The following is a 12911-nucleotide window of genomic DNA, read 5'->3' on the forward strand; positions in this document are numbered from 1 at the left end:
CTCTGTCTATTCGAACGTGTGTGCGATAGAATGGGCACATGGCTGGGAGTGGGTATGTGCCGGCGGGGTGGCCGCCGATGGTGCGGGCGCCGGGGGCGGCCGACTGGGAGCTGACCGCTTCGGCCTTCCTGCTCGACTGCTGTCCGCCGGAGTTCCGGCTCTATCCGGTGCTGCGCCGGCATCCGGTCGTGCTGGCCCGGTTCGCGGTGCGGTCGGTGGAGGCCCAGGCGAAGGCAGTCGAGGCCGGGCTGGCCGAGGCACGGACGGACCTCGGCCGGTTCGTGCCGCTGGAGGTGGTGGAGCAGGCGATCGACGCCTGGCAGCGGCAGGGTGCGCTGCTGCTGCGGACCCGGCGGGCGGTCGACCTGGTGGAGCGGGCGCTGCGCGGGGAGGACTTCGTGCCGACGATGTGACGCCGCGTGCCGACGAGGTGATGCCGCGCCGGAGGATGTGATGCTGCCGACAGTCCGGGCGGGCGTCGGCCGGATCCCCGGCCGCGGCGGAACGGGCCACGTAAACTCGACGCCATGCCACCAGCACCCGACCCGGCGACCCCGTCGCTGTTGGCGACGATCCGGCGTCCCGGTGATCTGCGGTCACTGAGCCCGGTGCAGTTGCGGCAGCTCAGTGCCGAGATCAGGACGTTCTTGATCGATCAGGTGAGCCGGACCGGCGGGCACCTCGGCCCCAACCTCGGGGTCGTCGAGATCACGCTGGCGGCGCACCGGGTGTTCGATTCGCCGTCCGAGCCGATCATCTTCGACACTGGCCATCAGGCGTACGTGCACAAGATCGTCACCGGCCGGGCCGACCGGTTCGACACCCTGAAGCAGCGGAGCGGGCTGTCCGGCTATCCGAGCCGGGTCGAGTCGGAGCACGACTGGGTGGAAAATTCGCACGCCTCGACCTCGCTGTCGTACGCGGCGGGCCTGGCCAAGGCCAAGGTGCTGCAGCGGCGCGGCGGTTCGGTGGTGGCGGTGATCGGCGACGGGGCACTGACCGGTGGCATGGCCTGGGAGGCGTTGAACAACATCGCCGCCGACGACCGGCTGCCGTTGGTGATCTTGGTCAACGACAACGGCCGGTCCTATACGCCGACGGTCGGCGGCCTGGCCGTGCACCTGACCGGCCTGCGGACCAATCCGCGCTACGAGCAGATCCTCGAGGTGATCCGGCGCAACCTGACCCGGATTCCCGGCGTCGGCGGGGCCGCGTACGACCTGCTGCACGGGATCAAGATCGGACTGAAGGACGTGCTGGCGCCGCAGGGGATGTTCTCCGACCTCGGCCTGAAGTACGTCGGGCCGATCGACGGGCACGATGTCGAGGCGCTGGAGACTGCGCTGCGGCAGGCGAAGCAGTTCGGCGGGCCGGTGCTGGTGCACTGCCTGACCCAGAAGGGCCGCGGCTTCCCGGCGGCCGAGAACAACGAGGAAGATCAATTCCACCAGGTCGGCAAGATCGACTCGACGACGGGGGAGCCGCTCTCCACCGGCGGACCGGACCAGTGGACCGACGTCTTCTCCCGCGAGATCGTCAAGCTGGCGGCCGCCGACGAGCGGATCGTCGGCCTGACCGCGGCGATGCTGTATCCGACCGGGCTGCACCGGTTCGCCAAGGCCTTCCCGGATCGCGTCTTCGACGTCGGGATCGCCGAGCAGCACGCCGTGACCTCCGCCGCCGGGCTGGCCCTGGGCGGCCTGCATCCGGTGTTCGCCGTCTACTCCACGTTCCTCAACCGGGCCTTCGACCAGGTGCTGCTCGACGTCGCGCTGCACCAGTGCGGCGTGACCTTCGTGCTCGACCGGTCGGGGGTCACCGGCACCGACGGGCCGAGCCACAACGGGATGTGGGACATGTCGATCCTGCAGGTGGTGCCCGGGCTGCAGCTGGCCACACCGCGGGACGCGACCCGGCTCCGGGAGGCGCTGGCCCGCGCGGTGACCGTCGACGATGCGCCGACGGTGATCAGATATTCGAAGGAGAAGGTGCCGGCGGATCTGCCGGCGATTGATCAACTCGACGGTGTCGACGTGCTGCGGCGAACGGAATCACCGCGGGTGTTGATCGTCGGGTACGGCGAGCTGACCCGGCTCGGGCTGCAGGTCGCCGACCGGCTCACCGCGCAGGGGATCGGTGTCACCGTGGTCGACCCGGTCTGGGCCCTCCCGGTGAACCCGGCCCTGATCGACCTGGCCCGTGATCATGAACTGGTGATCACCATCGAGGACAACGGTGTAGTCGGAGGTTGCGGCTCCCGGCTGGCCCAGGAACTGCGGCACGCGGACGTCTTCACCCCGCTGCGCGAGTTCGGGATCGAGCAGCGGTTCCTTGATCACGGCAGTCGCGCCGAGGTGCTGGAGCAGGTCGGCCTCACTCCGCAGCGGATCGCCCGCTACGCCGTGGAAGCGATCGCCCGCGCCGACCAGAACACCGCGCAACCCAGCAACATCTCCTGACCCGTCGGACACGGTGCCTGCCCTTCGACAGGCTCAGGGAACAGACCAAGCGCACGGTCCGGGTCGTCCGGGAGGTTTCGGGTCAAGTGCCCGGAGGGAACGTTTGGGTGTTCCGTTCCTGAGGCCGGCTCGGTGCGCGCTGAGAACAGAAAGACGCGCCAAGGACGGGCGGGTTTCGGCGTTTGTTGGGAACGTCCGGCCGGGTACCGGTTGGGGCTGCGGTCGGGATCGTCGACTGTGACGTTTCCCGGCTCGATCGGCACGAAATGGCCGGGCAAAGTCACAGTCGGTGCCCAGCCGGCGACTTTCGCCGCCAACACCGGCGCCCGGCCGTATAACGCGGCGGACCGCCTGACCCGCCCGTCCTTGGCGCGTCTTTTCCGGCCGTCAGGCCGAAACCGGAGGGGCACACGTCCGGCCTGCCCTTCGACAGGCTCAGGGAACGAACACCGCCGCTGACCGCTCGAACCGCCGGCCCGGCCGCCCAGCCCGAGCAGAAATCGCGACACCACAGATCCAAGATTATTGGCGGATCCAGGCTGAGCCTGTCGAAAGACAGGCCGGCAGTCGGTTGCGCCGGAGGTGGCGACACGACATTAGGTTCGGAGCATGGATGTCGACTGGAATGCCGAGCTGATTGATCAACTCGAAGATCACTGGCACGGTCAGCTTCGGCCTCGGCTGGACGGTCTGAGCGACGAGGAATTCTTCTGGCATCCGGCTCCCGGGGCCTGGACGCTCAGCCGCCGCGGTGAGAGTGCGGCGCTGGTCTCGTTCGGCGAGGGGGAGTTCACGCTCGATTACGCCGATCCGCCGCCGGACCCGCCTCCCGTCACCACGATCGCGTGGCGGTTGGGACACCTGATCGACGTGTTCGGTCCGCCCGATGTCCCGCATTTCGATCGCCCGCGGCTGGATCACCAGGACACCGGCTATCCGGGGAGTGCCACTGCAGCCCTGACCCGGCTCGACGAGGCGCACGACGCATGGATCAGCGACCTGCGGGCCCTCGGCGCGGTTGGCCTCGGACGGGCCCAGGAAGAGCCTCCCCAGTTCGCGAACGCGCCGATGGCCAAGCTCGTCCTGCACACCCACCGCGAGATCATCCACCACGGCGCGGAGATCAGCCTGCTGCGCGACCTCTACCGGACACGTCCGAACTGAGTCGCGCCAGGGCACAGGTGAGTCCTGACGAACCGGCTGTCAGCGACGTATCCGGGGCTCTCAGGTCGTCGATTGTGACGTCAACAACCTGCGATCGGGTGGTTCGGCGTCGCTTCCCTCCCACTCGATCGTGGCCGATCGCTCGCTCCCGAGATCCACGCCCGGGCCCGCCGCGCCGACGGATCTGGCCGGCGCGATCGTTATCGCTCCGCCGCGACCACTGCAGCGGTCGCGGCGGCGTCAAAGGGTCGCGCGGTCGGCCGGAGAAGTCGCGAAGGTCACCTCGCCCGCGAGGGGAAACTCGGGCGCATCACCGAGGGCGTGCTCGGCGACGCGGGACACCACCGCGGCCGGGATCTCCTCGAGGTCGTAGGTGGCATGGGCGTCGCGCGGGAGCACGACCTCGAGGTCGCGGCTGAGGGCTCCGCGCACGGTCGCGCTGACACACATCTCCGACAGCAGGCCGCATACCGCAACGCGGTGCGCGCCGTGTCGGGCCAACAACTCGCCCAGCTTCGGCTCACTGAAACCATCGTCCTCGGTCTTGCGGATGACCGGCTCGCCCGGTTCGGCCAGCATCAGCTCCCAGCCGGGCGTGCCTGGCTCATCCACCTCGCCGGCAGGGCCGTCGTTCTGCAGGTGGACCACCAGGGCGCCGGTGCGACGAGCGGCGTCGAGCAGTCGTCGGACGCGATCGAGCACCTGCGCGGCGTCTGGCAGCGCCTCGGGGCCGGTCGTGAATCCCCGCTGCAGATCAACGACGAGCAGAGAGTCGACCGGCTCGATGATCACCGCGGCAGGCTGGCGACACCCGGTGGCAGCAGGCGCTGGCCGAGGACCTTCTCGCTGATGCCTTCGCGGTCCAGGTACGGCGTGATGCCGCCGAGGTGGAACGGCCAGCCGGCGCCGAGGATCAGGCAGAGGTCGATGTCCATCGGGGCGGCGACCACCTTCTCCTGCAACATCAGGCCGACCTCCTCGGCGAGGGCCGTCAGCACCCGCTCCCGGAGTTGATCACCCGTGCTCGGCCGGTCGCCGACGGTGAACAAGGCCTTGGTCTCATCCGAGACGTACGGCTTGCCTTCCGCGGTCCAGTCGTAGATGCCGGGACGCTTGGCGGCGACGATCGCGCGCAGGTTGTCCGAGATCACGAACCGGTCGCCGAAACGATCATGAAGCGATTCGTTGACGTGCAGCAGCACGGCCGGGCCGACCAGCTGGGCCAGCACGAACGGCGGCATCGGCAGTCCGAGCGGCCGCAGCGCGGAGTCGGCGACCTCGACCGGGGTGCCCTCGTCGACCGCCGCGTTGATCTCGCACATCAGCCGGACCAGCAGCCGGTTGACCACGAACGCGGTCACGTCGGCCACCAGCACGGCGTTCTTCTTCAGGGTCTTGGCCACGGCCAGGGCGGTCGCGGTCGTCGCGTCGTCGGTCTGTTCGGACCGGGCCACCTCGAGCAGTGGCAGGATCGCCACCGGGTTGAAGAAATGGAAGCCGATCACTCGCTCCGGGTGCTTCAGGTCGGCCGCCATCTCCGCCACCGACAGCGACGACGTGTTGGTGGCGAGCAGGCAGGTCTCGGAGACGTGGCTCTCGAGCTCGCCGAAGACCTGCTTCTTGACCTCGAGTTCCTCGAACACGGCCTCGATCACGAAGTCGCAGTCGGCGAAGTCGGACCGGTCGGTGGTGCCGGTGATCAACGCCTTGAGCCGGTTGGACTCGTCCGGTGAGATCCGTCCCTTGCCGGCCAGCTTGTCGATCTCCGCGGTGACGTAGCCGATGCCCTTGTCGACCCGCGCCTGATCAAGGTCGGTGATGATCACCGGGACCTGCAGCCGGCGTAGGAACAGCAGGGCGAGCTGGCTCGCCATCAGCCCAGCGCCGACGATGCCGACCTTGGTCACCGGTCGGGCCAGGCTCTTGTCCGGCGCGCCGGCAGGCTTCTTGGCCCGCTTCTGCACCAGGTCGAAGGCGTACAGGCTGGCCCGCAGTTCCTCGCCCATCACCAGGTCGGCCAGCGCCTCGTTCTCGGCGGCGAAGGCGGACTCCCGGTCCGTGGTCTTGGCGGCGGCGATCAGCTCCAGCGCCCGGTACGGAGCGGGGGCGGCACTGGACGTCTTGGCGTCCGCGATCGCCTTGCCGCGGGCGACGGCGTTGTCCCAGGCCTCGCCCCGGTCCGGTGCCGGCCGGTCGAGCTTGATCGTGCCGGCGACGAGCTGACCGGCCCAGCCGAGCGACTGCTCGATGAAGTCGGCGCCGTCGAACATGGCGTCGGCGATGCCGAGCTGGAAGGCCTGCGGACCCTTCAGCATCCGGTTCTGGTTCAGCGCGTTCTCGATGATCACCGTGACGGCGTTGTCGGCGCCGATCAGGTTCGGCAGCAGGAAGGCGCCGCCCCAACCCGGGACCAGGCCGAGGAAGCACTCCGGCAGTGCGATCGCCGGCGCGGCCGCGGACACGGTGCGGTAGTGACAGTGCAGCGCGATCTCCAGCCCGCCGCCGAGGGCCAGTCCGTTGATCAACGCGAAGGTCGGCACGGGGGAGGTGTGCAGCTTGTCGTAGACGGCATGGCCGATCTCGGCGATCGCCAGTGCCTGGTCCCGCTCGGTGACGGTGCCGAGCTGGGACAGGTCGGCACCGGCGGCCAGGATGAACGGCTTGCCGGTGACCGCGATCGCGGCGACCTCGTTCCGGGCCAGCGCCGTGTCCAGAGCGGCGTTGAGCTCGCCCAGGCCGCGCGGACCGAGCGTGTTCGGCCGGGTGTGATCACGACCGTTGTCCAGGGTGATCAGGACGCCGGTCCGATCGGTGCCGGGCAGGGCGAAATCGCGGCTCAGGGCGTGGGTGACCACCTCGTCGGTGGCCTGGGCCGAGGCGGACTCGATCAGCTGGCTCAGTCGGTCTGCATTCATCGGGCGGCCTCCGCATCGGTGTGGTTCGGGTTCTCCCAGATCACGGTGCCGCCCATGCCGAGGCCGACGCACATGGTCGTGATGCCGTACCGGATCTCCGGATGATCACGGAAGGTGCGGGCCAGCTGGGTCATCAGCCGCACCCCGGAGCTGGCCAACGGGTGGCCGAAGGCGATCGCACCGCCGTACGGATTGACCCGCGGGTCGTCCTCGGCGATCTTGAAATGATCAAGGAAGGCGAGCACCTGGACCGCGAAGGCCTCGTTGATCTCGTACGCGCCGATGTCGCCGATGTCCAGTCCGGCCGAGCGGAGCGCCTTCTCGGTGGCTGGCACCGGCCCGACGCCCATCACCTCGGGGTCGACGCCGGCGAACCCGTACGAGACCAGGCGCATCGCGGTCGGCAGGCCGAGCTCAGCCGCGACGTCCTCGGCCGCGACGAGGCACGCCGTGGCGCCGTCGTTCAGCCCGGCGGCGTTGCCGGCGGTGACCCGGCCGTGCGGCCGGAACGGCGTCTTCAGCGCGGCCAGACCCTCCAGCGTGGTGCCGGGCCGCGGCGGCTCGTCCGCCGTCGCCAGCCCCCAGCCGTGCTCGACGCTGCGGGCGGCGACCGGGACCAGCATCGGCTGGATCACCCCGTCGGCGTAGGCCTGGGCCGCCCGCTGCTGGCTGAGCACCGCGAACGCGTCGGCCCGGCCCTTGGTGATCTCCGGGAAACGATCATGCAGGTTCTCGGCGGTCGAGCCCATGATCAACGCCGACGGGTCGACCAGCTTCTCGGCGACGATCCGCGGGTTCGGGTCGATGCCCTCGCCCATCGGGTGGTGACCCATGTGCTCGACCCCGCCGGCGATCGCCACATCGTAGGCGCCGAAGGCGATTCCGGAGGACACCGAGGTGACCGCGGTCATCGCGCCGGCGCACATCCGGTCGATGGCGTAACCGGGCACCGATCGGGGCAGTCCGGCCAGCAGGGCGGCGGTCCGGCCGATGGTCAGACCTTGATCACCGATCTGGGTGGTCGCGGCGATCGCGACCTCATCCACCCGGTCGGCGGGTAGTTCCGGGTGTCGCCGGAGCAGCTCGCGGATGCAGTTGATCACCAGGTCGTCGGCACGCGTCTCGGCGTACATCGACCCGGCCTTGCCGAAGGGGGTGCGGACGCCGTCAACGAAGACGACCTCGCGGAGAGTTCGGGGCATGAGCACATATTACTCACGAGTAACAAAGGACTGGCAAGGACCCGCCGTGCCGGCGGCGGCGTCGATCAGGCGATGGCCCATGGCGCGGACGTAGTCGGCGAACTCCGGTGGATCGAGGATCTCGAACGGGACGCCGATCAGGCCGATGCTGATCGCGGCGATCTCGTACGAGTCCGTGGTGGTGCGGAATCGGCAGTGCCGGTCGTCGATCGGGGTCACCTCACCCCACTCCGGCCGCATCCAGCCCACGATCTCCTCGGCCGCGGCGGCCAGCCGGACGGTCACCTCGATCCGGCGCGAGCGCTCGCCGAAGACGCGGGCCAGGTAGGCGGCGGCGTCGCCGTCGGGATCGGGCCGGGGACGGAACCGTGGACCGCCCGGAGTCCGCAGCCGGATCCGGTCCAGCCGAAACGTGCGCCAGTCGTCCCGGTCGGTGTCGTAGCCGACCAGATACCACCGCCGGTGATGCACCAGCCGTTGCGGGTCGACCCGGCGCAGCGTGATTGTGCCCTCGGCGTCGGTGTAGTCGAACCGCAGGCCCTCGTGGTCGCGACAGGCCGTGGCGATCGCGGTGATCGTCGCCGGATCGACCCGCTGGTCATCCCGACGGACGGTCGCGGTGCTCTGCCGCAACACCGTGGTCCGGGCCCGAAGCCGCGGCGGCAGGATCCGTTCCAGCTTGGTCAGGGCGCGGACGGAGCTCTCCTCGACCCCGGCCACCGAGCCGTCGGCCACTCCGATCAGGCCGAGCACGATCGCCACGGCCTCGTCATCGTCGAGCAGCAGCGGCGGCAACACGGCGCCGGCACCGAGTCGATAGCCGCCGCCGACCCCGGGCACCGCGTCGACCGGGTAGCCGAGGTCGCGTAGCCGTTCGATGTCGGTGCGGACCGTCCGGGTGGTGACCCCGAGCCGCTCGGCCAGCTCGGGTCCGCTCCACGCCCGCGCCGTCTCCAGCAGCCCGAGCAGGGTGAGCAGCCGGGCCGAGGTCGAGGTCATGGGTCGAAATCCTGATTCCTATTGCGGAAGAAACAGTTCCGCAATCGATTCTAGAGTCTGGATCATCGACAGCGACGAAAGGACTCAGATGACGATTCTCGTGGCCGGAGCAACCGGAACGGTCGGGCGCCGCGTGGTCGACGCCCTGCTGGCCCGCGGTGCGACGGTACGGGCCCTGACCCGCGATCCGGCCAGCGCCGGATTGCCGCCAGGTGTCGAGACGGTGGCCGGAAACCTGGCCGACCCGAGCACCCTGGCGACCGCCTTCAAGGGGGTGACCGCCGCCCACCTGATCGGCTTCGACGGTCCCCGAGGGGCGGGTGGCGGCGAGGCGCTGGCCACCGGGCCGGAACTGCTCCGCCAGGCCCAGGAAGCCGGCGTGACCCGAGTGACCCTGCTGCAGAACGGCCACTCCGGGCCGATGGAGGATGCGGTGCAGACCGGCCCGCTGCCGTGGACGATCATCGCGCCGGTCGGCTTCATGGCCAACACGCTGCAGTGGGCGCCGGCGATCCGGGCCGGCGAGGCGGTCCGGGAGGCGTTCGGCGGGACCGCGACCGCGATGATCCACGAGGCCGACATCGCCGAGGTCACCGCGGCCGCGTTGATCGAGGACGGGCATGCCGCGCAGACGTACCTGCTCAGCGGGCCGGCGGCGCTGACGGTGCCGGAGCAGTTGGGCGTGCTGGGCGACGCCCTCGGCCGGCCGATCGACTACGTCGAGTTGACCGAGGCGGAGGCGATCGCCGACTGGCGGGCCCAGGGGATGGATCAGGAGTCGATCGACTTCTTCGTCGAGATGGGCAAGACCACGCCGTGGGTCGGCCGCACTCCGCTGCCCACGGTCGAGCGGGTCACCGGCCACCCGGCCCGCTCCTTCGCCCAGTGGGCCAAGGAGCACACGGCCGATTTCAGCTGACCGAAGATCGGGGAAACTGCCGCCGGTTGTACCCGGCCGCAGGTTCCCCGTTGTCGGCGCGGAGAGCTCAGGGCTCGAGCAGGGGAGTGATCAACTCGACGGTGAGGTCGCGCTGCCAGGCGCGCGCACCGTAGCCGGCCAGGGTCGCGTCGACGGTCTCCTCGGAGATCTCCGACGGCGGGCGCCAGGCGAGTCGGCGGACGTACTCCGGGGTGAGCAGGTTCTCGGCCGGCAGCTCCAGGTCGGCCGATCGTTTGGTCAACCGCTCCCGGACCCGCGCCAGCCGCTTGGCGGCCACGGGATCGCGGCTGGCCCAGAGCCGGGCCTGCGGCGGACCGTCGGACGCGATGTGCATCGGCGGCAGGGCGGCTTCCGGCAGCGCCTGCGCCGCCACGATCTCGTCGGCCCAGGTCGCCTCGTACTGACGGGCGACCCGGCGGCGGAAGCCCGGGATGCCGCGGATCGACCGCGGAGTCAGCTCGTTGTCGGCGCCCGCTTCGGCGATCGACAGGTCGGTCAGCACCTTGCCCGGGGCCCGATCCAGCTCGGCAGCGATCCGGTCCCGGGCCAGCCACAGCCCGCGGACGACGGCGAGGCCGCGACGATTACGGACCTTGTGGATGCCCGAGGTGCGCCGCCACGGATCGGGCCGGACCTCCGGCGGCACCGAGGCGCCGGCGATCAGCGCGTCGAACTCCTGCCGCGCCCATTCGGTCTTGCCGGCGCTGTCCAGCTCGGCGGACAGCCGGTCCCGCAGGTCGATCAACAGCTCCACGTCGAGCGCGGCGTAGGTGATCCAGTCGGCCGGCAGTGGCCGCGTCGACCAGTCCGCCGCCGAGTGCTCCTTGAGCAGCCGGATCGAGAACAACTCCTCCAACATCGTGCCCAGCGCCACCCGCGGATAGCCGAGCAGCCGGCCGGCCAGCTCGGTGTCGAACAGCCGGTCCGGCAGCATCCGGACCTCGTTCAGGCAGGGCAGGTCCTGGCTGGCGGCGTGGATCACCCATTCCGCATCGGAGATCGCATCCGCCAGCGGAGAGAGATCGGCCGGTTCACCGAACGGGATCGGGTCGATCAGCCAGGTCCCCGAGCCCTCGCGGCGCAGTTGGATCAGGTAGGCCCGCTGGCTGTAGCGGAAGCCGTTGGCTCGCTCGGCGTCGACCGCGACCGGTCCGGTGCCGGCGCGCAGGGCCGACATCGCCCGCTCCAACTGCTCCGGGGTGGTGACCACGGGCGGCGGGCCGTCGCCCGGGCGGGTCAGTACGGTGACCTCGCGCTCGGGGACATCGCGCTCCGTGATCTCACTCGGAGGGACATCGGACGAGGGCGTCGCTGCGCCGTCCTCGGTCGCTGCGGATGCCGTACGTGCTCGGGCCGCACTCGATTGAGCGGCCGCGCCGGGTGTCGTGCTCGTCACCGTCTCCGTAAGGGTCGATTCTGCGGCTTACGCCGGGACGGAATCGGCACCACTCCGGCGGGCAAGGGCGGCAGCCCTGCCGTCGTACAGAGTAGTTCACCCCACGCGGACAGATGACGGGACAGGCCCACGCCGTCGTCCAGCTGGGCCGTCCAGGACGCGCGGATCTCCACTTCGGCCCGGGCCGGCTCGTCCTCCATCCCGCCGAAGGACTCGCTCAAGACCGACGTCACGGTGCCGCTCGGGGCGCCGAAGTCGGCCTGGTGCGACCGCAGCGCGTCGATCATCCAGGACCAGCCGACCTTGGCCAGCAGGGGATCGCTGACCATCTCCGGGTCGACATCGGCCCGGGCGAAGGTGACGCAGCGAAAGGTCCCGTCCCAGGCCGGATTGCCGGCCGGGTCGTGCAACAACACCAGCCGGCCGCTACCGATCTCTTCGCCCCCGGACAGCACATCGGCCGTGACAGCGACCGCGAACGGTGCGATACGCTGCGGGGCACCGATCTCGGTCACGATGAGTTCGGGCCGCCATGAAGCCGATCTGAGATCCTGCACCGCGCGGCCGAAGTCAGCCGGCAACGAGGCGGGTTCCGTCTTTGCTCCCACCTGCTTGACCCTATGTCAGCGGCGGGCGGTGAACCGATGTCGACGCGCCGAAACCGAGCCCCTGGGTCGATGGTTCCCAGACCGCGCCGCAGGTCCCGGTGGGCCGCGTGACAAGATGCCCTGGTGACTGCGACGGACAGGCTGACTCGGAGGGCACGGGCGTGACCGGGACGGAATCGGAGTTCCTCGCGGCGTGCCGGCGGCGACAGTCCGGGGTGCCGGTCTGGTTCATGCGACAGGCGGGCCGATCACTGCCCGAGTATCGAGCGATCCGGACCGGCATCGGGATGCTGGAGAGTTGCACCCGGCCCGACCTGGTCACCGAGATCACGCTGCAGCCGGTCCGTCGACACGGGGTCGACGCGGCGATCTTCTACTCCGACATCATGGTGCCGCTGAAGGCGATCGGGGTCGACCTCGAGATCGTCAGCGGCACCGGCCCGGTGATCGCCGATCCGATCCGCAGCCGCTCCGACCTGGACCAGCTCCGGGCCCTCGAGCCTGGTGACGTCTCGTACGTGACCGAGGCCGTGACCGCCCTCGTCGGCGAGCTCGGCAACACTCCGCTGATCGGCTTCGCCGGGGCCCCGTTCACTCTGGCCAGCTATCTGATCGAGGGCGGGCCGAGCAAGGATTACGCCAAGACCAAGGCGATGATGGTCGCCGAACCGGCGCTCTGGGATGTGCTGTGCACCCGGCTGGCCGACCTGTCGGCGGCATTCCTCCGGGTCCAGCTGGAGGCCGGGGCGTCGGCGATCCAGCTGTTCGACTCCTGGGCCGGCAGCCTGTCCGCCGAGGATTACGCGCGGTCGGTGCAGCCGCACTCGGCCCGGGTGCTGGCGCAGGTCGCCGAGTACGACGTGCCGCGGATCCATTTCGGCGTCGGCACCGGCGAGCTGCTCGGGCTGTTCGGCGCCGCCGGAGCCGATGTCGTCGGCGTCGACTGGCGGATCCCGCTGGCCGAGGCCAGCCGGCGGCTCGGCCCGGACTACGCCGTGCAGGGCAACCTCGACCCGGCGCTGCTGACCGCGCCCTGGCCGGTGATCGCCGATCGGGTCCGGGCCGTGATCAGGTCCGGAGCGGCCGCGCCGGGCCACATCTTCAACCTCGGCCACGGCGTGCCGCCGACCGCCGATCCGTCGGTGCTGGGCCGGATCGTCGATCTGGTCCACGGCGAGGGTACGGCGCTGCGCTCGGCCGCCGCGGACCTCGCGTCGGCCCGTTGACC

Annotated in this window: 11 protein-coding genes; 5 read left to right on the forward strand and 6 right to left on the reverse strand. The window is 70.3% G+C overall.

The annotated features are described in order from the left end of the window. The first annotated feature begins 38 nt into the window (after window positions 1-38). From FNH24_RS18890 to FNH24_RS18900, 3 genes are all read left to right on the forward strand, one after another. Window positions 39-413, forward strand: a complete 375-nt coding sequence (locus tag FNH24_RS18890) for a hypothetical protein (protein ID WP_152363752.1) — start codon at window positions 39-41, stop codon at window positions 411-413. Between the two features lie 114 nt (window positions 414-527). Further along, window positions 528-2459: a 1-deoxy-D-xylulose-5-phosphate synthase gene (dxs, locus tag FNH24_RS18895; protein WP_152363753.1), complete on the forward strand. Its 1932-nt coding sequence runs from the start codon at window positions 528-530 to the stop codon at window positions 2457-2459. A gap of 609 nt (window positions 2460-3068) precedes the next feature. Beyond that, window positions 3069-3623, forward strand: coding sequence for a DinB family protein (locus tag FNH24_RS18900; protein ID WP_152363754.1), 555 nt, complete (start codon window positions 3069-3071; stop codon window positions 3621-3623). Between the two features lie 240 nt (window positions 3624-3863). On the opposite strand, the gene FNH24_RS18905 is transcribed toward FNH24_RS18900, so the two are convergent. From FNH24_RS18905 to FNH24_RS18920, 4 genes are read right to left on the reverse strand one after another with little or no spacing between them, the layout of a single operon-like run. Then, a complete protein-coding gene (locus tag FNH24_RS18905) occupies window positions 3864-4415 on the reverse strand; it encodes an isochorismatase family protein (RefSeq protein ID WP_152363755.1) in 552 nt (183 codons plus the stop codon). Beyond that, a complete protein-coding gene (locus tag FNH24_RS18910; RefSeq protein ID WP_152363756.1) occupies window positions 4412-6538 on the reverse strand; it encodes a 3-hydroxyacyl-CoA dehydrogenase NAD-binding domain-containing protein in 2127 nt (708 codons plus the stop codon). Before FNH24_RS18910 ends, FNH24_RS18905 begins: the two co-directional genes overlap by 4 nt. Then, window positions 6535-7740 carry a thiolase family protein gene (locus FNH24_RS18915; RefSeq protein ID WP_152363757.1) on the reverse strand — a complete coding sequence of 402 codons (1206 nt, stop codon included), beginning with the start codon at window positions 7738-7740 and terminating at the stop codon, window positions 6535-6537. The genes FNH24_RS18910 and FNH24_RS18915 overlap by 4 nt, the downstream gene beginning before the upstream one ends. Before the next feature lie 9 nt (window positions 7741-7749). Beyond that, the gene (locus FNH24_RS18920) at window positions 7750-8739 is read right to left on the reverse strand and encodes a helix-turn-helix transcriptional regulator (RefSeq protein WP_152363758.1); all 990 of its coding nucleotides are present in this window, start codon (window positions 8737-8739) and stop codon (window positions 7750-7752) included. 88 nt (window positions 8740-8827) lie between these two features. Here FNH24_RS18920 and FNH24_RS18925 point away from each other — a divergent pair, with 88 nt between their 5' ends. Then, the gene (locus tag FNH24_RS18925; RefSeq protein WP_152363759.1) at window positions 8828-9658 is read left to right on the forward strand and encodes an NAD(P)H-binding protein; all 831 of its coding nucleotides are present in this window, start codon (window positions 8828-8830) and stop codon (window positions 9656-9658) included. A gap of 67 nt (window positions 9659-9725) precedes the next feature. Here FNH24_RS18925 and FNH24_RS18930 read toward each other — a convergent pair whose 3' ends face one another. Further along, window positions 9726-11075 (reverse strand): HRDC domain-containing protein, encoded by a 1350-nt coding sequence (locus FNH24_RS18930; protein WP_246186966.1) that lies wholly within the window; start codon window positions 11073-11075, stop codon window positions 9726-9728. Then, window positions 11072-11683, reverse strand: coding sequence for a DUF3000 domain-containing protein (locus tag FNH24_RS18935; protein ID WP_152363760.1), 612 nt, complete (start codon window positions 11681-11683; stop codon window positions 11072-11074). Before FNH24_RS18935 ends, FNH24_RS18930 begins: the two co-directional genes overlap by 4 nt. Before the next feature lie 161 nt (window positions 11684-11844). On the opposite strand from FNH24_RS18935, the gene hemE reads away from it, so the two are divergent. Further along, window positions 11845-12909: a uroporphyrinogen decarboxylase gene (gene hemE / locus FNH24_RS18940; RefSeq protein ID WP_152363761.1), complete on the forward strand. Its 1065-nt coding sequence runs from the start codon at window positions 11845-11847 to the stop codon at window positions 12907-12909. Window positions 12910-12911: the final 2 nt, after the last annotated feature.

This window comes from Microlunatus speluncae (genome assembly GCF_009299835.1).
GTDB lineage: Bacteria > Actinomycetota > Actinomycetes > Propionibacteriales > Propionibacteriaceae > Microlunatus > Microlunatus speluncae.

Coding starts and splice junctions, on each gene's coding strand:
- FNH24_RS18890 (WP_152363752.1), top strand. CDS start 39: ATGGCTGGGAGTGGGTATGTGCCGGCGGGGTGGCCGCCGATGGTGCGG.
- FNH24_RS18925 (WP_152363759.1), top strand. CDS start 8,828: ATGACGATTCTCGTGGCCGGAGCAACCGGAACGGTCGGGCGCCGCGTG.
- FNH24_RS18915 (WP_152363757.1), bottom strand. CDS start 7,740: ATGCCCCGAACTCTCCGCGAGGTCGTCTTCGTTGACGGCGTCCGCACC.
- FNH24_RS18900 (WP_152363754.1), top strand. CDS start 3,069: ATGGATGTCGACTGGAATGCCGAGCTGATTGATCAACTCGAAGATCAC.
- FNH24_RS18920 (WP_152363758.1), bottom strand. CDS start 8,739: ATGACCTCGACCTCGGCCCGGCTGCTCACCCTGCTCGGGCTGCTGGAG.
- dxs (WP_152363753.1), top strand. CDS start 528: ATGCCACCAGCACCCGACCCGGCGACCCCGTCGCTGTTGGCGACGATC.
- FNH24_RS18910 (WP_152363756.1), bottom strand. CDS start 6,538: ATGAATGCAGACCGACTGAGCCAGCTGATCGAGTCCGCCTCGGCCCAG.